The organism is Thalassococcus lentus, from assembly GCF_028023555.1.
In the GTDB taxonomy this organism is placed as follows: Bacteria; Pseudomonadota; Alphaproteobacteria; order Rhodobacterales; family Rhodobacteraceae; genus Thalassococcus_A; species Thalassococcus_A lentus.
In genome coordinates this window covers 387601-411146 of record NZ_JAQIOY010000001.1, presented here as the reverse complement: position 1 = coordinate 411146, position 23546 = coordinate 387601, and the positions used below count along the sequence as shown (strand labels likewise).

General features: G+C 57.3%; 15 protein-coding genes. 7 read left to right on the top strand and 8 right to left on the bottom strand.

Features of this window, described 5'->3' with window-relative positions; translation table 11 throughout:
• Positions 1–3: 3 nt before the first annotated feature.
• From PFY00_RS02030 to PFY00_RS02020, 3 genes are all read right to left on the bottom strand, one after another.
• Entirely contained in the window at positions 4–6462 is a 6459-nt protein-coding gene (locus tag PFY00_RS02030; RefSeq protein WP_271430843.1) for a type I polyketide synthase, read from the bottom strand.
• Positions 6463–6646: 184 nt separating this feature from the next.
• The gene (locus tag PFY00_RS02025) at positions 6647–8014 is read right to left on the bottom strand and encodes an oligosaccharide flippase family protein (RefSeq protein WP_271430842.1); all 1368 of its coding nucleotides are present in this window, start codon (positions 8012–8014) and stop codon (positions 6647–6649) included.
• Entirely contained in the window at positions 8011–8844 is an 834-nt protein-coding gene (locus PFY00_RS02020) for a glycosyltransferase (RefSeq protein ID WP_271430841.1), read from the bottom strand. The genes PFY00_RS02025 and PFY00_RS02020 overlap by 4 nt, the downstream gene beginning before the upstream one ends.
• Positions 8845–9031: 187 nt before the next feature.
• Between PFY00_RS02020 and epsE the strand changes: the two genes are divergently transcribed.
• Positions 9032–10258 (top strand): exopolysaccharide biosynthesis GT4 family glycosyltransferase EpsE, encoded by a 1227-nt coding sequence (gene epsE, locus PFY00_RS02015; RefSeq protein WP_271431443.1) that lies wholly within the window; start codon positions 9032–9034, stop codon positions 10256–10258.
• On the opposite strand, the gene PFY00_RS02010 is transcribed toward epsE, so the two are convergent.
• The gene (locus PFY00_RS02010) at positions 10231–13173 is read right to left on the bottom strand and encodes a calcium-binding protein (protein ID WP_271430840.1); all 2943 of its coding nucleotides are present in this window, start codon (positions 13171–13173) and stop codon (positions 10231–10233) included. The two genes, epsE and PFY00_RS02010, sit on opposite strands and share 28 nt — an antisense overlap.
• Before the next feature lie 316 nt (positions 13174–13489).
• On the opposite strand from PFY00_RS02010, the gene PFY00_RS02005 reads away from it, so the two are divergent.
• Together PFY00_RS02005 and PFY00_RS02000 are read left to right on the top strand one after the other, a co-directional pair.
• The gene (locus PFY00_RS02005) at positions 13490–15052 is read left to right on the top strand and encodes a 2-isopropylmalate synthase (protein ID WP_271430839.1); all 1563 of its coding nucleotides are present in this window, start codon (positions 13490–13492) and stop codon (positions 15050–15052) included.
• Between the two features lie 52 nt (positions 15053–15104).
• Positions 15105–15554, top strand: a complete 450-nt coding sequence (locus tag PFY00_RS02000; RefSeq protein ID WP_271430838.1) for a hypothetical protein — start codon at positions 15105–15107, stop codon at positions 15552–15554.
• Here PFY00_RS02000 and PFY00_RS01995 read toward each other — a convergent pair.
• Positions 15530–16516, bottom strand: coding sequence for a 2-hydroxyacid dehydrogenase (locus PFY00_RS01995; RefSeq protein WP_271430837.1), 987 nt, complete (start codon positions 16514–16516; stop codon positions 15530–15532). The two genes, PFY00_RS02000 and PFY00_RS01995, sit on opposite strands and share 25 nt — an antisense overlap.
• A gap of 106 nt (positions 16517–16622) precedes the next feature.
• Here PFY00_RS01995 and PFY00_RS01990 point away from each other — a divergent pair, with 106 nt between their 5' ends.
• Positions 16623–17120 carry an SH3 domain-containing protein gene (locus tag PFY00_RS01990; protein WP_271430836.1) on the top strand — a complete coding sequence of 166 codons (498 nt, stop codon included), beginning with the start codon at positions 16623–16625 and terminating at the stop codon, positions 17118–17120.
• A 73-nt stretch (positions 17121–17193) separates the two neighbouring features.
• On the opposite strand, the gene PFY00_RS01985 is transcribed toward PFY00_RS01990, so the two are convergent.
• From PFY00_RS01985 to PFY00_RS01975, 3 genes are all read right to left on the bottom strand, one after another.
• Positions 17194–18258, bottom strand: coding sequence for a Hint domain-containing protein (locus PFY00_RS01985; RefSeq protein ID WP_271430835.1), 1065 nt, complete (start codon positions 18256–18258; stop codon positions 17194–17196).
• A 154-nt stretch (positions 18259–18412) separates the two neighbouring features.
• Complete coding sequence (locus PFY00_RS01980; RefSeq protein ID WP_271430834.1) at positions 18413–19330, bottom strand: lipid A-modifier LpxR family protein; 918 nt, start codon at positions 19328–19330, stop codon at positions 18413–18415.
• A 120-nt stretch (positions 19331–19450) separates the two neighbouring features.
• A complete protein-coding gene (locus PFY00_RS01975) occupies positions 19451–20773 on the bottom strand; it encodes a UDP-glucose dehydrogenase family protein (RefSeq protein WP_271430833.1) in 1323 nt (440 codons plus the stop codon).
• 154 nt (positions 20774–20927) lie between these two features.
• On the opposite strand from PFY00_RS01975, the gene PFY00_RS01970 reads away from it, so the two are divergent.
• From PFY00_RS01970 to kdsA, 3 genes are read left to right on the top strand one after another with little or no spacing between them, the layout of a single operon-like run.
• Entirely contained in the window at positions 20928–21881 is a 954-nt protein-coding gene (locus PFY00_RS01970; protein WP_271430832.1) for a KpsF/GutQ family sugar-phosphate isomerase, read from the top strand.
• Entirely contained in the window at positions 21878–22666 is a 789-nt protein-coding gene (locus PFY00_RS01965) for a 3-deoxy-manno-octulosonate cytidylyltransferase (protein ID WP_271430831.1), read from the top strand. Before PFY00_RS01970 ends, PFY00_RS01965 begins: the two co-directional genes overlap by 4 nt.
• Positions 22663–23484: a 3-deoxy-8-phosphooctulonate synthase gene (gene kdsA / locus PFY00_RS01960; protein WP_271430830.1), complete on the top strand. Its 822-nt coding sequence runs from the start codon at positions 22663–22665 to the stop codon at positions 23482–23484. The genes PFY00_RS01965 and kdsA overlap by 4 nt, the downstream gene beginning before the upstream one ends.
• Positions 23485–23546: the final 62 nt, after the last annotated feature.

Here is a 23546-nt window from a genome sequence, read left to right as displayed (position 1 = left end):
GATTCACTCAGCCGCGTGCGTCGGAAAGGCGACCACCTCTCCTCGTGTCGTTATGCCAGCCTCGGCGGCTTCGATTGCTTCGCGCATCAACCCGGCAAGAACACGTACATTTGGCTCAAGCACCATCGAGTCGTGGTCACCCGGCACTTCGAGAACTTCGATCTGCGGTGTGTAGAGACCCCAGTCGTTGTCATGGGTCACATAGGTCCGTTCGGAATTCACCATGGCCCCGTTGGAAACCGTCCATGTCCCGACAAGCGGCGGACGGTACAACATCAGGCGTCCGCCCCAAGGCCGCACATCATAAGCCGCGATAGCGCGGTAGAACGCAGCTTCGATCTCGGCGTTGTGGAACGCGCCTTCGGATTGCGTTTCTTCGTTCTGGCGCCGTTTTACAAATTCCCAAACGATCCTGTTCTTGGCCCAGATCAGCGGATACAGGATCCCCTTTGCCTTTGCTTGTTGAAGCTGGATCAACATCCGATCCATTCGCGACAAGGGCCGACGCTTGGGCAATGGCGTATCAAGCATGACAACGATTGAAACCGTTTCACCCAGCGCTTCGAGTTGGTGGGCAATTTCGTATGCGGTGATCCCACCACCCGAAAAGCCGCCAACCATGTAGGGCCCTTCGGGTTGCACTTTGCGCATTTCCTCGATGTAGGCGCTGGCCGCCTCTTCAATCGTTTCATGGGGTTCTTCGCCGCCATACAGGCCTTTGGCCTGCAGTCCATAAAATGGTCGATCCGATCCAAGCAGATGCGCCAGATGACGCAGGTTCAGAACATTGCCAAACATCCCCGCCACGAGGAAAAACGGCTGGCGCGGGCCACCGTCACCATCGTGCATCGCAACCAGATGTTTGAACCGCTTCTGCGGCTGAGCCTCGCCTCCGGCATCAACCGAAGCCTCGTCCGCATCACCCGTAAAGCCCGTTTGTTCGGCGATCAGTTCGGCACATTTGCGAATTGTCGGCGCTTCAAACAAAACAGAAATCGGGAAGTCGACCCGGAACGTCTTTTTGACTTTGGCGAACAGTCGAACCGCGATCAGACTGTGCCCTCCGAGATCAAAGAAGCTGTCCTCAACGCCGACATTCGAAACGCCCAGCAACTCTTCCCAGAATCCGGCAAGGGTACGTTCGATGTCATTTTCCGGCGCAACATAGTCACCTTCCAACTGGGGGCGTTCAAAGGTTTGACCGGCGTCTTTCTCGGCCGAACTGGCCGCCGTTTGTCTGGTCAGCGCATCAATATCCATCGACGACACGACGATCTGCGGCTCGCCCATGGAAAGCGCCGCGGTAAAGGCCTGAACCCCTTCTTGCGGCAGAATGCCTTGGGACAGGTTATGCGCCAGACGTTCTTCGGCGGGTGACAATGGCTGCGCTGCGCCTGCTTCATCGAATTCCACTTCGGCAGCTGTCAAACGCGGGGCTGCTTTGAGGATATCAAGATTGTCGAGCTTGCGGATGGTAAAGCCCATCACTTCGATCATCACATTGCCGTCTTCATCACAAAGCGTGATGTCGAAACTGGCTGTTTCGTTGTCGGCCTTGTTCTCGGCGGCGTTGCGCACCCAGCTTACGATCCGGTCTGGCAAATCGGCATGAACACGCACCCGTCCATAACGCACAGGTGCCCACAGATGCGTCGGCTGCCAGCCGTCAATAAGCTCCATTGCCCAGCCGGTTGCGATATCCATCAAGGCAGGGTGAATCAGGCATCCGTCGTCTTGCGCGACTGCGGGCAGCGACAGGTCGGCGATGCCTTCACCGGTTCCCAGTGCGCGCGCGTCGAGCACTTTCCAACGTGATCCAAAATTGAGCATAACTTCTTGCGCAGCGGCCAGCTTGCCGCCTTGTGCGACCACGGGCGCATCACAGCGGGCACGGATGGCCGCCAAATCAATCTGATCCGGACGCTTCATGGGCAGCAATCGCAAACGCCCCTGCGCAGTCAAAGCGTGGCCTCTGCGGCCATTCAAAGTCGCGTCGGCCAGAACATCAAACCCATACCCACGGTCACTGCGGGTCATCCGGACCTTCACATCGCGGGCCGCGCCATCGGCCACACGAAGAGGCCGCAGAAAATCCAGATCCCCAATTTCGAAGGGGCCGGTTTCACGGTGCGCCCGCAGCGCATGGGCCGCCAAGGTCAGATATCCCGTTCCCGGTATCAAGGCATCACCAGCCTTGGTCCGGTGCTCGTCAATGAACCAATCCGCTGCGGAATATTCAGCCGAAAAGACCCGGTTGCCATTTTCGTCAAAGCTCTTGGAATCCAGCATTGGTAAATCAACCGGCTCGATCGGTGCCTTGGGCAAATCACCACTGCGTGCGGCAACGGCTTCGGCGGCCATACCCACTTCGTTCCAAATACCCCAGTTGATCGCCACAACCCTGGTTCTGTCGCCGCTGCGCGCACGCGCAAATGCGTTCAGGTATTCATTAGCCGCCACATAGTCGACCTGCCCGGCAGGTGCCGTTACCGTCGAGGACGAGCTGAACAGAGCAATCCAATCGACCGAACCATCCGGGAAAAGCTGACCCAACACCTCGGTGCCATGAATTTTTGGCGTAAAGACGTCTTCGATGCTGGCTGGTGTTTTGGTCAGCAGTGGCGCATCGGCGATCACACCAGCACCATGGATCACACCGGTGATTGATCCAAATCGCGCCTCGGCCTGGTCCTTAACGCGGCGCATCTGCGTGAGATTGCAGACATCCGCAGCGGCGACCAAGACCTCGGCGCCCGCCTTTTCCAAATCTTGCACCGCACGAATACGAAGGGACGTTCGATCCTGCGGGGCATGACGCGCCAGATGGTCGATCCAGTCCGCGCGTTCAGGCAGGCCATTTCGGCTGACAAGCACCAGTTTTGCGCCCTTGGCCGCGACCTGCATCGCGATACTCTGGCCAATGCCACCAAAGCCGCCGGTTATGAAATAAGTCCCGGCCTCAAGCGCGGGTGTTTCATCCGGGAGTGCGACTTGTTTCATTGCGCATTCGAACCTGCGATCCCCGCGCAATGCGGCGATCACATCAGCAGGCTCTGCGCAAAGCTCTTCGAGCACACGCAAACCAAGCGCATCGAGCGAATCCGAATGTGCTTGCTCCAAACTGCTTTTGGTCCAGAAGGACGCCTCGGGCATCTGCGGTAGGGTTATGTCGCATGTGCCAATTGTGACGCCCGGCAATTCCCGGGGAATCACGCGGGCCGGGCCTGCGATTGTCGCCTTGCCGGGATAGGCCAGCGGTTCATCCCGCAGCCTTGCAGCACCGTTTGTAAAGACCGACACATGCAGCGGCGTCGGCAGGTTTTCATCAGCGATCGACTGCGCAAGGAATAGCAGCGAATAGAACCCGTGTTCCTGCAAGCGATGGAAAAAGCTCGAACCCGGTCTGTGGCCGTGGTCCTTTGTTACCAACCAGAAATGCCCAACCCGCGTCGGCATAACGCCATCATCCAAAAGGTTACGAATGAGCGTGTCGTACCCCTCGCGCCCGCGCTCGGGCGCAATAATGTAGCGTGTGTCGGTCAGCTTTTGGAAACTGTCGCCCGGTCGCACCTCAACCACGCGGTGCCCGGCATCTTGCAAATGCCGTGAGGCCCGTTCCGCGATGCCGGAATCGTCCATGAACAAAAGCCAGGTTTGCGGATCAGCATCTTTCAACGCGTTCGCCACATCCACCTCGACCTGCGCCGAACGTGGACGCCAAACCGGCTTCCAGCCCCAGTCAGAAATTTCATCACTGCGCATCAGATACTGAGGGGCAGGCTGATCCGATGTTTTTCCCGGTTCAATAAAATAGGGCGCGCGCTGGAAGGTATATGTTGGCAACACGACGCGCAGCCTGTTCGCATCACCCCATATCTGATCCCAGTCTATGTCGAGCCCCAAGGCCGACAATCGGCCAAGCACTTCGAACATATGCTTGTCGTCTGCAATGGCGTCCTGTGGATGGCGCAATGAGCTCAGCACCTGATTGGCCGACACCGCATCATGCTGACGCGCCAAAGCCGACAGAGCCTTGCCCGGTCCAACCTCAAAGAACACACGGTTGTCCTGCGCAAGGGTTCCGATGCATTTGGCGAAAAACACTGTTCCGCGCAGGTGTTCGACCCAATAGTCAGGGTCTGTCGCCTGCGCATCGGTCATCGTCTCGCCGGTGCGGTTTGAAGTCAGCGGAATCTGCGGTGGATTCAATTGGATCGAACGCAAATAGGCCCGGAAATCATCGAGGATCGGCTCAAGCATACGGCTGTGCGCGGCAATGTTGATTGCAATGCGCTGACAGTCGATCCCGTCAGACTTTAGCTGCTGTTCCAGCGCGTCCAATGCTGCCTGTGGTCCCGATGCGACCGACAATTCAGGGCCGTTTTCAGCCCCCAGATCGAGATCATCCCCCAGCAAAGGCCGCAGTTTTTCGGCCGGCAATGCAACGGAAAGCATCCCACCCGCAGGGACCGTGTCGAACAGGCGTCCACGCAGATGAACCAACCCGATGCAATCCTCGAAAGACATTACACCGGCAACGCAAGCGGCGGTGTTTTCGCCCATGGAATGGCCAACCAATGCGGCTGGACTCACACCCCAGCTTTGCCAAAGCTGCGAAAGCGCATATTCGACGATCATGATCAGCGGCAACTGCAGGCTGGGCTTTTGAAGCGTTTCATCCGCAGAGGCCTGATCGGCGCTGTTCGGCAACCACAAGGCTTTGATGTCAACATCTGTCAGTGTCGACAGATGCGCCAATCCGTGGTCCATCCATTCGGCAAAGACCGGCTCGGTCTCGTAGAGGTCGCGCGCCATACCCGCGTACTGCGCCCCGCCTCCGGGGAACATGAATATGGCCTCGGGGCGATCGAGCGCAGTGTGTGTGTGAACGCGGCGCGCATCTCCGTCTTCCAGCAGCCGCGCGGCTTCTTCATGACTTTCGGCTACAACAACCGTACGCTTTTCAAATGCGCGCCGGCCTTCTTTCAAGGTCCAGGCAACATCTGCAAGGTTCTGTTCAGGATGTGCGCGAAGGTGATCAGCAAGAGCCTTGGCATTGCCATCCAGCGCAGCCTTGGACCGAGCAGAAACCGTCAGAATCTGGAATGGCCAATCGCTGGGCGCAGACAACGCCCGTTCCGGTGCCTCCTCGACAATCACATGCGCGTTTGTACCACCCACGCCCAGTGAATTCACCCCCGCTCTGCGCGGATGGTCGTTGGCCGGCCATTCTGCGAGCCGGTCATTGACGCGGAACGGCGAATTTTCGAAATCGATCGCAGGGTTTGGTTTTTCAAATCCAAGCGACGGCGGCATCTGTTTGTGATGAAGCGCAAGCGACGTTTTGATCAGCGAGGCAACGCCTGCCGCTGTGTCCAGATGACCGATGTTGGTCTTGACGCTGCCGATCCGGCAATGGCCCAGCGCACTGCTGCTTTCAGAAAAGGCTTGGGTCAGAGCCGCGACTTCGATCGGGTCGCCCAGATATGTGCCTGTGCCGTGGCATTCCACATAATCGACCGTGTCAGACGTGATCCCGGCAATTGCCTGCGCCTCGGCAACAGCCTGCGCCTGCCCATCGACAGAAGGCGCAAGGTACCCGGCTTTTTGTGCGCCATCGTTGTTGACAGCCGTACCTTTGATGACTGCCCATATGTGATCACCGTCGGCAACTGCGTCAGCCATGCGCCGCAAAACCACGACACCGGAACCGGATCCAAATACGGTTCCCTGTGCCCTGTGGTCGAATGCATGACACGCACCGTCAGGCGAAAGGATTTCGTTCTCTTTGTAGAGATAACCGCGACCCTGGGGCAGCTCGATCGTGACGCCACCGGCGATGGCCATGTCACATTCCCCATTCAGCAGCGCCTGCGCGGCGTAGTGCGTGGCGACCAGCGAAGTGGAGCATGCGGTTTGCAGGTTGATCGACGGCCCGTGCAAATCCAGAACATGGCTTAGCCGGGTTGTCATAAAGTCCTTGTCATTGCCCGTATGGCGCAACAGGAACATGCCGGTGTTTTCCACCAGATCAGGGTTCGAACAGACGTTGAAGTAGAAATAGCTGCCCATGCCGCAGCCCGCGAAAACGCCAACCTGACCGGGGAAATTTTCCGGGACGTGACCTGCGGTTTCCAGTGCTTCCCACGCAGTTTCCAGAAACTGGCGGTGCTGCGGGTCCATGATCGCTGCTTCCTTGGGTGAGAAGCCAAAGAACTCGGCGTCAAACATCTCAAAGCCATCAAGCGGCGCAGCGAAAGGAACGTAGTCGCGATGCCGCATGAGACCGGGGTCTTCACCAGCCTCTCTCAAGGCATCGTCAGACAGCCTTCTGATTGATGAAACACCATCGCGCAGGTTGCGCCAATAGGCATGGATATCCGGCGCACCGGGTAGGTGCGCGGCCATGCCAACGATGGCGATATCAGAATCGCCGTAGGAGTTTGAAACGTCACTGGTCATGCTAACCGCATCCCGCCACCTTCTACACACTCAACCCCTAGAGTTGAAATACGCGCAAAATGCGGCGATTTTTAGGTATCCGCCCCACAAAAGGCCTGTTCTATGGGGCAATTTCAGGAAACTGGTGCCCACTAGTTAACAGTAGCCATCTCTAGCAGAATTGTTGCAATTCTGGAACCGGGAGCTACCCAGCGCTTTTCCCCGCCAAAGCCACAATCTCGGACCAGTTCAGCCAAACAGCGAGAGCCGCAGCACATAGGCCCAAAACGGCAAAAATCACGTCGTGGATTCCATCCCAGGCACCCATGCGCCGCGCCAGCCAGACAACGACCGGATAGGCCAAGACAAAGGCAACACCCTGCCCGATCAACGCACCAATCAACCCGGCCTGTTCCAGCCCGATCAAAAGACATACGACCATGAGAACGGCACGCGCCAAGGCCAGTACAAAAAACCGTCTGCTATCGCCCGCTGCCAGCGCAGCCTGATCATAGGTCTGCACAATCAGCATGGGTATTTGGGCGCAGGCCAGCAAGACGACAACCGCACCGGCCATCGCATAGCGTGGGTCATACATGAGGTCGACCAACCAGACACCAAGACAGGCAAAGACCGTAACCATACATAGCAACAGCGTTGTCACAGCAAAGCGCATCTTTCGAAGACGAAGAAAGTTTTCGCGGCTCTCGGTCGGGGGGGTTTCGCGATAAATCGGGATCAGGATTTTGCGGGTCACAATACCGCCCAGCAGCATCGGAAACGCCGCAAGGAAAAACCCGATGTTGTAAACGCCAAAGACATCCAAAGGCAGATATTTACCAATCAGGATTTTGTCAGACTGCGTAAACACGAACCCGCAAACTGTCGCGAGGAAGACCCATTTCCCAAAATTGATCAACTCGCGCGCAGCCGCCTTTTCCCACCGAAACCTGTTGCGCTCACCCGGCAGGAAGGCCGAGTTGATAAACACTTCGACAATGCTGCCCACGACACCGGACACAACCAGCGCCCAGACCGATCCGGTCCACCATGCCAAAAGAACCGCAACCACGACGCCTGAAAGTTGGGTCACCATGTCCAGCACTGTCACGCGCCCCAACATGAGATGACGGTTGGCCGTGTCCATACGGGTTGGTTTAAAGCCGGCAATCAACAGGGTCAGCGCCGCAACCGGCAAAATCTGCCCGAGCATCGGTTCATCATAAATCCACGCCATCGGGACGGCGGCCGCACAAGCCACCAGCCACAGGGCAAAACCCCGCATGACCTGTATTGTCCATGCGGTATTCAGAAACGCGCGGTCATCACCCCGTTTGCTTTGGAGGATGGCCGGTGTCACCCCAACATCCGAGAACTGCCCCAGTCCCATCAGAAACACCATCACAAGCGCCATCAATCCAAACGCTTCCGGGAACAACAAGCGTGTCAGGATCAGGTTCGATGCCAGTCTGATGACCTGACTGAAGCCAAATCCCCCAACGGTCAAAACAGATGATCGCAAAACTCGGGCACCCAGCGATCCGCCGCGGAATTTATCCATCAAAGCGTTCATCGACCGCGACTCCATCCCTTGGCGCGGTGGCGGGTCAGTTTGCTGATCAAGGCAACGCCTGTGTAAACCGCAAAGCCAACCGGATTGCGCAGCGCCATACCCAGCGTCTTGCGTTTTGACATCGGCACTTTGTCGTCATTCTTTAGCAAGTCCGGGAATGCGCGGCCTATTTCATCCACTCCGACATCCTGACGTCGCCGGACCTTCACCAGATTGCGGAACCCTTCGGCAATCGGCCACGTATATCCTGCGGCAACTCCAATCCGTTCAACTGGCGTGAAATTTAGCCTGACGAACGTATCGTCGGAAATGATCTTGGGGAATTCGTCCCACCGCTTGCGGCCCGGTGCGTTCACGGCAAAGACGCCACAACCAGGCACACATTCCGCCATGAAGGGAACCTGTCGCCAAATCCCTGCGTAGGCTCTGCTGATCCAGCCCTGTGCTGTCATTTCAACGAGTCCAGAAGCATAGCGCGGCTTGGACACATCAAGAACACCGGCAATCTGTTCAAGCAATGGCGCACTGACGACGACATCGGCATCCAGATAAATCCGGGTCGCGCCCCGCGCGGCTGCGTCCCCGGCGTTCAGGGCTGCGATCTTGCTGCCTTGTGCCAGTTCGATTACCTCAAGTGACCATCCACGCCCTCCGAAATCGGAGGTTCTGGTCCGTGCGACTTCGGCGGTGCGGTCTGTACACCCGTTGGCCACAACAACCACTTGCAAGGAATCAATGCGTGACCAGCTCGAAGCCAAAACCGCATCGAGACAATCGCCAATCAGCGATTCTTCATTGCTGGCAGGAAGGATAACCGTCACCGGCTCCATGAATTGTGCCCCTTACCTTCCGGCAGCCGTACCACTGCGGCCACACCTTACAAAAAACCCATACCTCTGGGCGAGGCTGTTTGCAGTTAACTATGGCCAAAGAATGAAACTGCCCAGCAATATACAAGGGCTGCTGTTACTTGCATCAATTTGAACACACCTCAGGAAGGCTTTCGTGACGCACCCCATGCGGATCGGTTACCTTGTCCCGCAATTTCCGGGACAAACGCACATCTTTTTCTGGCGCGAAATTTTGGCGCTGGAAGCGATGGGGCATGACGTACATGTACTTTCCACACGCAAACCTCCTCAGGGTCTGATTGCCCACGACTGGTCAAATGAGGCCATGGCGCGGACCACCTATCTGGGCCGCATGAATCCCGGTCTTGCGTTAGGCGGTCTGGCCCGGCTGCTGCCAAGGGGCCTTCCTCTTTGGATGTTCAAGGAAGGGTTCAGCTTTTCACGTGATGCCATGATTGCAACGCCGGCCGCAGAGGCCTTGTTGGCCCATTGCCGCACACACGCGCTCGACCACATCCACGTTCATTCCTGTGGCCGCGCCGCCTTGGTTGCTGCACTTGCCCGCAAAATGGGGGGCGCGCCCTATTCACTGACCCTTCACGGGCCTCTGTCCGACTATGGTGCTGGACAAGCGTTTAAGTGGCGCGGCGCATCTTTTGCGACGATCATCACGCAAAAGCTGTTGGGTGAAATGCAGCAGGCATTGCCCGGAGATTTGCCAGACCGACTGCCAATCAGACCGATGGGCGTCGACACCGATGTGTTGCGCCGGGCATCAAAATATACCCCGCCCGAACACGGCAGGCCGGTTCAGCTCTTTTCCTGCGCGCGTCTGAACGTCGTGAAAGGTCATCAGGATCTCATGAGTGCCATGCGCCAACTCTTGGATCAGGGTGTCGATGTCAGACTTGAAATTGCCGGTGAGGATGACGCCGGAGGCACGGGTTACCGATCCGAGCTTGAGGCGCATCTGAAAAAGCTACGCTTGCAGGATCATGTCAAACTCTTGGGCGCAATTGATGCCGGAGCCGTAAAGCAAAAGCTGAACGACGCGCATCTGTTTGTGCTCGCCAGTTGGCATGAACCTCTCGGCGTTGCCTATATGGAAGCAATGTCCATGGGTGTTCCCGTCATCGGGACAAATGCAGGCGGTGTCGCAGAACTGATTTCAGACGGTCATACAGGCAAGCTGGTCGAACCAAAGAAACCGGCGGAACTGGCGCGCTCCATTCGCGAACTGATCGGCGACACCGATGCGATGATGCGCTTTTCACAAGCGGGCCGCGCGCATGTCGAGGCCCACTACCGCGCATCCCTAGGGGCCGAAACGCTGGTTCAGGAAATCGCCATAGCGCAAGAGCGCGTTCAGAACTCTGAAACCGGGACCGACTGATTGGGCGCGCCTTCAAAGGCAAGGGTTTCAATCGCAGTCAATGTCACCCGACCTCGCGGTCCATCCGCAATCAACTGCTCGCCCTCCCGGGTAAACACATAGTCATTGCTGACACCGGGCAACACGGCGCGATCCTGCCCGGTGCCGCCATGCATGTGATCCGACCCGCCGCTGGAAATCAGTGTGTCATTTCCGGACCCGGCGATCAGCACGTCCTCTTGACTGGTGCCCTGCAACCTTTGGTTTCCGGAACCTGCAATACGCGTGATACCATCGGCAAAGACTGACGCTTCGCGCTGCTCCCATCCGGTCGGTGCCGAAGCATTGAACGCCATCAGCATATCCCAACGCGGATTGGCATCGTTCAAGTGGCGCAACGCGCCCCAACTGCCCCATTGCGTCGCCGGCGCAACGTCCACGAATGCGTTGAACAACGTCCCTCCCGACTCAACCCATCCTGTCAAAAGAAACTCATACAATTTTGCCATTTCGGGCGTGTAGTTGAACTCTGTAAAGAAGTCGGTCAGCCGCTCGTCGTTGACCTGAGCGCCATGGCCGGCAACATGGGTGCCACCCTCATACATCACCAACCGAAGACCTGCCTTGCGGGCTGCTGCACCATGGTAGGGAAAGATTTCCTGCGTGAGCTCCTGAAGTGATCCTTCCTGCAGAGCAAGCGCAACAGGGGCGATGGCTGCTTCAAATCGGTTCTGCTTCACAAATTCCCGAAGCGCCACACGTCGCAACCCCTGACGGCGACCTTCTGCTTCGGCCAAAGCCTCGGCCCGATCCAGCCATTCGGTCATGATCGGAGCCATTTCAGCGCCGCCCATTTCGTACCCAAAGTAGCCCGTCACAGCATAGGCATCAAAGCTCTCGCTCGGAGCACGTCCAAGCGTCAGAAAAGCCAACGGAGCCTCCAGAATGCTTTCTTCCAGACCCGGCCATCCCGTGTGCGTCGACACGACCCGCACCAAACGATCAGATACCTCGCTGCCGAAAACGTCTGTCCACACATCCATGACCTGCGCAGCCCGCAAACCATAGAATTGCATCCATCCAGTTTCAGATTCGCCCCAGCGCAATTCAGCCTGTTGCCCGGCCCAAACCGCCTGCGGGAAAATAAAGTTCCAAACCTCGTTCGAATACTCGACATAGGCTTTCAAACCGGGGTCGAGTCCATCTTTGACGGCCTCGGCAAACCGCCTGACATAAACGTCATCCGCAAGGTGCGGCATGGTAAACCAAGGGTCTGCACCGATCTGGTTGGCCAGCTGGATCATAACCTCGTGCGGAACACCCCAAGTGGTCCAATTGGCGTCGGTCAGGCGCGGACGGTCTTCCCAGCTTTGAATTGGAGATCCGTTTGTCATCATCCAGTCCATGAAACGGACCGACCGGAGGTCCCGAATGCGCTCGACCCACAAGGGATTGAACAGCACGCCTGCCTCATGCAAATCGATATGATCCTGTCTCAGAATTCGAATGTTCCGGATGGGATCGTTTTCCGGAATCTTCTTGATAACGACGCCAACCAATCCATCGCCCGGCGCGTAGGAAAAGGTGATCTGCCCCTGTTCGTACCGCACCCGCCGAACGCGGCCAGACAGCTCAATCTCTCCGGTCCCGTCGTAGAGCAACACGTAGTCGCCGCGCAGGTGTTCTGCCTCTTCAGGCTGGTCCGTCAGCAAAACTGCTTCGAGGCGCTCCACGCCTTCGGGCATCGCGATAGGCCAACCATTTTCATCAAGGTGCCCGCCGGCACGCAGCTGCTCAGACGTAAACCCACCCCACTGATCGGGTAAATGCCCCACCCAGTCCCGGGCGGTTTTCATCAGATCGATGAAGGGATGCTGAGTCGACCAGTCGGCCACGCCGTTCAACCCCATCCCAAGGGCCGGTGCCCCATCCGGGCGAATACCACGAGGCGGCAGCGCAACGGGCTGTCGTTCGGGCAAGGGTGCCTGTTCGGCTTGCTCCGCCACGGCTTGTTCAACCGCGACCGCTTGCGCGGCCTCTTGCGGAGTTTCTGGCATGGCCTCCCAGATCAACCCGGCAATTTGCGGATAGGCTTGCACCAGATCCGGATGCATCGTTGCGGGCGGTTGCCAATCAGCAGGTGGTGGGGTCTCGAAAATGGCGGCATATGTGATCATAGCCACCAATAGGTAGAGCGATTCAGTCCCGTGCGGGGCATCGTCTGTGAAAAACACCTCCGAGGGTAATCCGGACAGCTGACCCCCTTCGGCAAGCAGTGATGAAAGTATCCGGGCGGTTGGCACGCGTCTCACGACAAGATTGGGACGGGCCTTTGCAATATCTTCGGCAAGCTCGTCGTACCAGCCAACATGCTGATCTGCGTTGAACGCGAGATAGCGTTCAAACGCGGCCGCGTTTGGTGGAAACGAACCGGTCACCTCGCCCATGGCGGCCCAGCCTTCGTAAACGTAAAGCCGAGAGCCGGGGGAATTTTTGGTGGTCCAATCAAACAACCGCAGCAACGCCGTCAAAGGGCTGTCGCCGGTTGGATTGTCGCCGTCATAGGGAACGTCAGGCAATTGATATTGAATAAAGTTGGCCGGTGCCACGACAACGGCATCAAACTCTGCTTCGCCAAAGGCATTCCGATCAGGCGACCATGCACCCCTGACTCCCGGAAAGGACCAGTTCGCGCTTGGCGGCAAACCGTCTGCAAAGTTCCGCAGAAACCCCCACTGACCGTCCGTCGAGAATTGCCTGCCCGACGCCTTGGCCATTTGATTGATCCAATGTGGGACATTGGTATGATCCGCGTCTTCGCTCAGGTGATTGATCAGCGAATTGCCAAAGAAGTACGCTTTACTCTGGTCGCGTTCGGCGAAAACGCCGGATGGCAGCGCGACAAACGCCAACATGGTTAGCAGCACTCGGATCATGAAATTGCCCTGCTTTGGTAATTGGTTGCCTTGCCCTGCCAACACTATGCCCGACTGCGCATCAACGCGCAAAGGCGTGGTGGCCACAAGCGCGGAAATCCGCGTGAAAAGCGGGTTTTCATTTAGGAATTGCTGCGTATAGTGCAGGCCATGACAATGATCCGCCATACCGCAAACACTCAGCGCCTTCAGGCGCCGCTTGCGCTTGGCCTGCGTCTTCTCCTAACACGCCTCTGAGCGTGCCGTTCCTGGCGCGTCCGCTCAGAGGATACGTGATCGCGCCAAGTGAACCTGAGAAGACAAGAAAGACACCGACATGACTGATCAAACCAAAGACCGCGTGCTCATCTTTGACACGACCTTGCGCGATGGCGAACAAAGCCCGGGCGCAACCATGACCCATGATGAAAAGCTCGAGATCGCTGAGCTGCTGGACGACATGGGTGTGGACATTATCGAAGCGGGTTTTCCAATCGCCTCCGAGGGTGATTTCCGCGCCGTGTCCGAAATCGCTGAACGATCCAAGGACGCCGTGATTTGCGGGCTGGCCCGCGCACAGTTGCCAGATATCGACCGCTGCTGGGAAGCAGTCAAACACGCTGGCAAACCACGCATTCATACCTTTATCGGGACATCCCCACTGCATCGGGCGATTCCAAACTTGACGATGGATGAAATGGCAGACCGGATTCACGAAACGGTCACCCATGCGCGCAATCTGTGCGATAATGTTCAGTGGTCGCCCATGGACGCAACACGCACCGAATGGGACTACCTCTGCCGGGTTGTCGAAATCGCCATCAAGGCCGGTGCCACAACGATCAATATCCCGGATACAGTGGGCTATACCGCCCCGCGAGAGTCGGCTGATCTGATCAAGCGCCTGATCGAAACGGTCCCCGGCGCGCCTGATGTTGTTTTCGCCACGCATTGTCACAATGACCTTGGCATGGCCACGGCAAACGCCTTGGCCGCCGTAGAAGGCGGGGCGCGTCAGATCGAATGCACCATAAACGGTTTGGGTGAACGGGCGGGCAACACCGCCCTGGAAGAAGTGGTCATGGCCATCAAGACCCGCAGTGACATCATGCCCTTCACCACCGGGATCGAAACCAAGAAGATCATGCACATCTCACGAAGGGTTGCGACGGTTGCTGGATTCCCGGTTCAGTTCAACAAGGCAATTGTCGGCAAAAACGCTTTTGCGCATGAATCCGGCATCCATCAAGACGGGATGCTGAAGAACGCCGAGACGTTTGAAATCATGCGTCCAGAAGATGTGGGTATTGCCGGAACATCCTTGCCACTTGGCAAGCATTCCGGCCGCGCCGCGCTGCGGGCCAAGCTCAAGGAATTGGGCGTCGAAGTCGGTGACAACCAACTCAAGGACATCTTTGTACGGTTCAAGGAACTGGCTGATCGCAAGAAAGAGGTCTACGACGATGACATTCTTGCGCTTGTGTCTGCCACTGCCGATGAAGAAACCGATAGCCTTCAGCTGGTGAACATGTCCGTTCATTGCGGCACAGGTGGTCCGGCGACTGCCGATCTTGAAATGGAGATCGATGGCAAGGAAGTGAGCGCCACCTCACAGGGCGATGGTCCGGTTGATGCGACGTTCAAGGCTATTCGTATGCTGCACCCGAATGCCGCGCGGCTGCAACTGTACCAGGTTCATGCCGTGACCGAAGGCACCGATGCCCAAGCAACGGTAACCGTTCGTCTGGAAGAAGACGGCATGATCGCCACCGGTCAATCGGCTGACACCGACACAGTGGTTGCCTCTGCAAAGGCCTATATCAACGCGCTCAACAGGCTGGTTGTCCGCCGTGAAAAAACTGGAAAAGACGTCAAAGAGATTAGCTATAAAGACGCTTAACTAAGGATTGGCGGGCGTAGTGCCCGCCAAACATTTGCGGAAGACCAGACCTGTGCCCATCATCAGCAAAATCATGCATGAACACCGGTTGCTCTACATGGATCACTCCGGTGTCATTACTGCGACAGATGTCGCAGACAACTACCATCAGTTTCGCAAAATGCCCGGCGCTCATCACGTTCGGTTCGTGTTGGCCGACCTGCGCCATCTTGAAGGCCTGCGCGCCTATTTTGACGGAATGACTTCGGTTGCGCACATCATCGTGGCCGATGGTGAGGAAATGGAAGAACCGTGGGAAATTGCTTTGGTCAGCGATGACACGGGCCAGTATCCACTGTTGCTGGACTACGCATCACAAGTGCGCCGATCAGGCAAACTGCGCTGCGAAGTGCTGCCAACACTGGAACGCGCACTGGATTGGATGGGTCTGGCCCAGGACGTTTTGCACGATATCGAGACTGCCAAGAGCGGCACAGTTCAGAGCATCGACGGAACCACCTGATCCGGCGGCCGATGACCATCGGCGAATGTCTTGATGTTGATCAGGACCTTTTCACCCATCTCGACACGACCCTCCTGTGTGGCTGACCCCATATGGGGCAGCATCACGACATTGGGCATATTGCGCAGATCCGGGTTTCCCTTGATCCCGTGTTCGTAGACATCGAGACCCGCACCAGCCAGTTCGCCAGCTTTGAGCATGCGGGTCAGAGCGTTTTCGTCGATGACTTCGCCCCGTGACGTATTCACGACCACGGCCGTGTTCTTGAGCAGCTTTAATCGCCGGGCATTCAGCAAATGATAAGTACTGGGTGTCGAAGGGCAGTTTACACTGATGACATCCATTCGCGCGACCATCTGGTCGAGACTGTCCCAATACGTCGCCTCCAACGCCTCTTCGGTCTCAGCCCTCAGGCGACGCCGATTGTGATAGTGGATCTGCATGCCAAACGCAGATGCACGGCGCGCGACGGCCTGACCGATACGGCCCATGCCCAGAATGCCCAAACGGCGACCACCCAGCCTACCACCCAAAAAGGCCGTGGGTGCCCAGCCGTCCCAACGGCCTTCCTGCATGACACCAAGACCTTCCTGAATCCGGCGTGTGACGCCCAGCATCAATGCCATCACCATGTCAGCAGTGTCGTCAGTCACGACACCCGGCGTGTTGGAGACAAGGATGCCACGCTGTCGCGCGGTCTCGACGTCGATGTGGTCAAAACCGGCACCAAAATTGGCGATCAGTTTCAATCGATCACCCATCTGACCGATCAGCCCAGCATCCAGACTGTCGGTGATCGTCGGTACGATCACATCGGCCTCTTGCGCGGCTTCGATCAACTGCGCACGGGTCATCGGAACGTCTTCATCGCGCAGGCGCACATCAAACAGTTCTTTCAGGCGCGTCTCGACCACTTCGGGCAAGCGTCGCGTGACGACAACACTCAGACGTTTTGATGGCACAGCGGGCTCCCGGTTGTTTGTGATCCAATCTCTTGCCGTTAAACTGCGACATCAACGGACGAGGCACAAGAACCTCGCCAACAATTCGAGCAGGACAACAAGAATTATGAAACGGATTGCTTTGTCGATTGGGCTGGTGCTTGCGCTATTTGCGGGGGCGGTGTCTGCCGGACAGGACCGTGGAAGCGTGACCAAGCTGCCTTTGCCTCGCTTTGTTTCGATGAAAGCCTCGGAAGGCAATGTGCGTCGCGGCCCATCGCTCAGCCATAGAATAGACTGGGTCTACAAACGCCGTGACATGCCTTTGCAAATCACCGCCGAGCACGGTCATTGGCGCCGGGTTCAGGACCGTGACGGAGCAGGCGGTTGGGTCCATTATTCCCTTCTGTCCGGTGTGCGTACAGTGATCGTCGAAAAGGATCTTCTGGCGCTTCACATCAGGCCAACCATGGACAGCCCTGAAACCGCCCGACTGGCCATGGGCGTCATCGCACGTTTGGGTGAATGCCAACCTCAATGGTGCCGCCTGACGGCTGGCGGCTATAAGGGCTGGGCCCGCAAAGAAGCCCTGTGGGGGGTAAAGCCCGGCGAACTACGCGAATAGGATACGCTGCGAACAAAAGGCCCGGAACCATGCTGGTTCCGGGCCTTTTTGCGTTCGTTGATCTGAAGGGCCGTCAGGCTGCTTCGTGCAACAGGATTGCTGCCTCAGATGAGGATAGGTTGCGCCGCGCATAAGCACCATAGGTATGAGGATTGTCCCTGATCGTCGGAAGATGAGACAACAGCCGTGCCCGATCCCCATCGCTGATCGTCGAGATCGCTGTATTGGCGGGGTGGAAACTTTCGGTTTCAACACCATTGGCGAACAGCACCTCATGCCGTGGAAGCAACATGTGAATATACGTCACCTCGCGCACATTCATATCCGCCACGATGCTGTCTCCGTTCACCAGATCACGCGCGGCAACCAAGACCTCAGGGGTATTGAAGAGCGCCCGCGCCACGACGCCGCGGACCAACATTCTATGCTCTGGCGACACCAGAAATTCAGCGTCCGGCCTTTCGATCCCAAAGGCGCCCGCACGAATTCTGATGGGCCTCAGACGCGGCATCGCAAACAACCGGGCTCCGGTCATATGACGACTACCGATCCACTGGATTTCCTGAAATCCGTTGTCCTTGGTTTGAACCAGATCGCCTTCGCGCAGCGTCTCGATGGGCACTTGTCCATCTGGCGTCAAAATCCCGGTCCCTGGTGTGAAACAGATCACGCCGCCGGCCTGATCGCCGGCCGCATAGGTTTCGACCCGCTCCAGATTGTGATGCACGATCCAGAGATCGCAATCCCGCGGCGGCATCTCATCAAGGAACATCAGCAACGGTCGCGCCGCTTTGCCAACCTCAATCAATGTAACTGTGTAGCTTTTGGATCCATCCGTTACGACGAAACTGCTGTCCGTCAGTGGATGCTCCACATCTGTTGCTCCAATTCGCGGTGATGGCGACACAGCCGCACCCACCAACCTGCGCACCATTTTCGCTGCGCGGTGTCTTATATCCGCTTCGCCTTCAGCCTGATCCAGCCGTAGAATGGAAGATGGTCCATCCACGCGCACCGCTTCTCCGCGCCAGGACCATGCGGCCCCAACACTAAGCGACGACGGAGGTGCGGCCTGAAGACCGTCTATATCCGTCTGTGACCAAGAGATGACGAACGTGCCCCGATAGCCCGTTCCCATGCCTGTAAGCCTGCCTTGCTCTTGTCGTTTGTTAATTATTATTAACGAATAGCCTAACAAAGCTTCTGAGTTATGAATAGCGTTTGTTTACTCAGGGTTAACAATTCAATGCCTACTTTTCGCCTCTGCGTTGCATGAAAACAACGCACGCCTCCTAGAAGCGAAACTCCAACCTCATGGAACCCACCATTTGACCCGATGGCTGGGCCGTGAATTCCTCTGACATCCACGTCACGCCGTAGAACGCCGCGTTCTGTTCGCCCTGCCAATGCACGCCGGTTCGAACCCGGGTACGCGTGTCCGTCGCTTGAACACCACTGGATTGCGGCAGAAAGGCACTGTCTTCGACATAGGTGAAATCCCCGCCGACAACCCAACTGAGGCCCGGCACATACTGCTGCACGCTGCGATACCGTTGCCCGGTCACGGGATCTCTGACCATCAACTCACCCTGACCTGCGGGTCCAAAGGTTATATCGGCACCGACGCGCGCTAACGTTTCAACGCCCCAGCGCAGTTCTGTAAACGGACGGATCGTGCCACGGCTGCCCAGCGCAAAGGTTCGACCAGCCTCCGCAACCAAGGTCGGATGCACTCCGTCCTTAACCTGATTGGCCAAGACAGAATTTGATGCGGGGCTGACACCCATCGAATCATGCAATGCGGTCTGAAAAGCGCCTAGGCCGGTTTGCGGCCCGGTGAAAACCAGGTCACCGCCCAGCGCGATTTCATTCCCGCCGCGTTCAAAATGCGTATGCAAACCCAAGGCGACAGCACCGGCGAAAGGGCGATCTCCTGCTGCGGGCGCACGCAGATTTTCAGGCGCCATGACCTGCGCACCAACGCGGTACTCAAGAATTTCAAAGGGTCGTTGCGGCAACGCACCGGTCCAGGCGGGGCCTTTGACGCGACTGGCTGCCACGGACCCACTGTGCCAGCGATCATTCAAATCGCCGAAAAGATCGTTGTTCACAAGACGACCGTTCCCAAGCATCTGCCGACCTTCGGACAGCGCTGTAGTAGCGGTTACGATGCTGGCTGCGAGAGCCAGGGCAATGGCGCGAAACGGCATTTTGGTCCTATTTGTTTCGTGCCCCCCAAGGCAGAAGCAGAACTAGCACCTATCCTAAGTTGTGCACAGGGTGGCGGTGGCAGTGTGCGAAACCCTGTGGCAGTTTAGTCGCGCCTGAAATCAGTCGTCACCGAAACCACTGCGGCCAATGCTTGTATAGGCTTCAAAGCCAGCGCGCTTTGCATCTTTGATCGCATAGATATTCCGCAAATCAGCCATGCGTGGAGTGGTCATTTTGCGGGCCAGCTTTTTCAGATCCAACGCGCGGAATTCATTCCATTCCGTCAGCAACACAACCAGATCAGCATTGTGCGCCGCCTTGTACGGATCATCCACCCAGTTGACGCCCGGCAGCAGCGCTTCGCCCTCATGCTGTCCTTGGGGATCGCAGGTGCGCACCTTGGCACCCCCGCCCACCAGAGCGGGCACAATTGTCAGGGCAGGCGCATCGCGCATGTCATCGGTGTTTGGCTTGAACGTCACACCCAGAACGGCGACGGTCTTGCCATTGAACGACCCGTCACAAAGGTCGAGCAATTTGTCGACCATACGACGCTTGATCTCTTCATTGACCTTGATGACGGTCTCAGTGATCTGCATTGGAACCGCGTGTTCCTGACCGATCCGGGCGAGCGCCTTGGTGTCCTTTGGAAAACACGAGCCGCCATAGCCTGGACCCGCGTGCAGAAACTTGTTGCCGATACGGTTGTCCATACCCATACCCTTGGACACCTGTTTGACATCCGCACCGACTTTTTCGCAAAGGGCCGCGATCTCATTGATAAATGTGATCTTGGCCGCAAGAAACGCATTTGCCGCGTATTTGATCATTTCTGCCGATTCCAGATCGGTCGTAACGATCGGGAAATCGCGCAGGTACAAGGGGCGATAGATGTCTGCCATCACTTCGCTGGCCCGTTCGTTCTGAACCCCGACAACCACGCGATCCGGCTTCATGAAGTCTTCAATCGCAGCGCCTTCGCGCAAGAATTCCGGGTTTGACGCCACATCAAAGTCAAGCGCCGGGTTGGCCTTGGCAACGACTTGTTTGACCTGCCTGTTAGTGCCAACCGGAACCGTGGATTTCGTCACGATGACCACATAATCCTTGGCTGTTTTCGCGATTTCTTCGGCAGCCGCCATAACGTAGGTCAGATCCGCATGGCCATCGCCACGGCGTGTGGGTGTGCCAACGGCAATAAAGACAGCCTGCGCCCCATCGATCGCCTTTTCCAGATCGAGTGTGAACGAAAGGCGGCCCGCCTCGACATTCTTGGCCATCAAGGCATCCAGACCGGGCTCATAGATTGGAACTTCGCCGCGCTCGAGCATCTCGATCTTGCGCGGATCCTTGTCCACGCAGACAACCTCATGTCCGAAGTCCGAGAAACATACACCCGACACCAAACCCACGTAGCCTGTGCCGATCATAGCGATTTTCATATCTCTGCCCTTTTCGCTGGCCTCTTGGCGTTCTAATGCGACTTGCCGGGGTCGATTGTCAACGAAGGGCAAACAAAGCGAGCCAACCTATGCCGGATTGGACACGCGGGCGCGGGCGCTGTAACAGGCCATCAAGGCTAACGAGTGGACCGACATGACACAGACCCCCTCTGATATCGCGCGCGGCGTTCTGGAAACCGAAAGCAAGGCCCTGAACCAGCTTGGTCAGGATCTGCCGCAAGATTTCGATGCGGCCATCGATGAATTGTTGGCAATACCCGGACGTGTGATCGTTTCCGGAATGGGAAAATCCGGGCATGTGGCCGGCAAGATCGCCGCAACGCTCGCCAGCACGGGAACGCCTGCACAGGTGGTGCATCCGGGCGAGGCCAGCCACGGCGATCTTGGCATGATCACGCCCAACGATGCAGTGATCCTGATTTCCAATTCAGGTGAAACGCGCGAACTGTCGGATATGATCGGCCATTGCGCCCGGTTTTCGGTTCCTCTGATTGCCATGACAAAGCGGCCGGGCAGCACCTTGGCAAAGGCCGCCGACCACCTGCTTTTGATGCCGGATGCCCCCGAAGCCTGCTCCATCGGGATGGCTCCAACCACGTCAACAACGATGGCTATGGCCATGGGCGATGCTTTGGCAGTGGCGCTGATGAACTGCCGCGGTTTTGATCGAGAACGATTTCTGGCCTTCCATCCGGGCGGCACCTTGGGTGCACAGTTGCTTCGCGTATCAGCGGTCATGCACCGTGGGGATGAGCTTCCAACCGTGACAAAGGAAACACCGATGTCCGAAACCCTGCTGGTGATGAGCCAAAAAGGGTTTGGGGTCGCGGCCATGGTCAACAGCGGCAAACTGGCCGGGATCATCACTGATGGTGACCTGCGTCGCAACATGGACGGGTTGATGGACCGCACCGCCGGAGAAGTGGCGACTCGAACACCGCTGATCACGCGCCCCGATACATTGCTGACCGAGGCACTGGGCATCATGAACAAAACCAAACGCACAGTTTTGATGGTAGTCGAAGAAGACCACACTCTGGTCGGATTGCTGCATATCCACGACGTTCTACGGGCAGGTGTCGCATGAGCACAGTCATCTTCATTCCAGCGCGGTATGCATCCACGCGCTATCCGGGCAAACCCCTTGTCGAACTGCGTGGCGCAACCGGAATCGCCAAGACGCTTATTCAGCGCAGCTGGGAAGCCGCCAAAGAAGTCAAAGGGGTCGATGCGATTTATGTTCTGACCGATGACGACAGGATTGCCGAAGCCGCGCGGGGCTTTGGTGCCGACGTTTTGATGACGTCGTCTGATGCGCGAAATGGCACCGAGCGTTGCGCAGAAGGGGCGGCACAACTGCCGTCACCGCCTGATGTCATCGTCAACCTGCAGGGTGATGCGCCGCTGACCCCGCCTTGGTTCGTCGAAGCGCTTGTTTCTGCGATGGAAGACCCTGCTGTGCAGATGGCGACACCAGTTCTGCGCTGTGATGCGGAAACTCTGACCAACTTTGTCACCGATCGTCAGAACGGCCGCGTTGGCGGAACGACCGCCGTGATGCGCGACGATGGTCAAGCGTTGTACTTCAGCAAAGAGGTGCTGCCTTACGTTGGCGATTTGAACAACGCGCCCGAGGTTTGGCATCACGTTGGCGTTTATGCATACCGACCACAGGCCCTGAGCCTTTACGCCGCGTGGCCAGAAGGCCCGCTGGAAAAGGCTGAAGGGCTGGAACAGTTGCGGTTTCTGTTCAACGGCGCGCCCGTCACCTGCGTTCCGGTTGAAGCGCCGGGCCGTGTGTTTTGGGAATTGAACAACCCGGTCGATGTGGAGCGCATCGAATCCGTTTTGAAAAAGGAAAATACAGCATGAAAACTGTCTCTGTCGGATCGGTTGAGATATCGAATGCTGCGCCTTTTGTTCTGTTTGCAGGGCCCTGCCAGCTTGAGTCTGAATCTCATGCGCGCATGCTCGCCGAGAAAATCGCGGCCGCTGCAGAGCAGGCCAGAACCGGCTGGGTTTTCAAGGCAAGCTACGACAAGGCGAACCGATCTTCTCTGTCGGGCAAACGTGGTCTCGGCATGGACGAGGGATTGCGGATTCTTGAGGTCATCAAGAAAGAGTTTCAGGTTCCTGTGCTGACTGACATTCACGGGCCGGAACAATGCAAAACCGTGGCCGAGGTCGCGGACATCCTCCAGATCCCTGCCTTTCTTTCTCGTCAGACAGATTTGCTATTGGCGGCTGGGGAAACCGGCGCGGCTATTAATGTGAAAAAGGGTCAGTTTCTTGCTCCTTGGGACATGGCAAATGTGGCTGACAAGATCGCGAGCACAGGCAATGAGCGCGTGATGCTATGCGAACGGGGCGCCAGTTTCGGCTACAACATGCTGGTGTCCGATATGCGGTCCCTGCCGATTATGGCCGAGACAGGCTACCCGGTTGTCTTTGACGCCACACATTCGGTGCAGTTGCCCGGTGGTCAAGGCACGTCCTCGGGCGGTCAAAGACAGTATGTGGAGCCTCTTGCGCGGGCAGCCGTAGCCGTCGGCGTCGGGGCCATGTTTATCGAAACGCACCAAGACCCCGACAACGCGCCGTCGGACGGCCCGAACATGGTTCCAATCGAGCGGCTTGCATCTGTTCTGGGCGGTCTGCGTGAAATCGACGATCTGACCAAAGCCCGCTGACAGATATTCAAAAGCATCAAAACTGGTTTGAATTGCAAACAGTATGCTTTTGCGAATGTTGC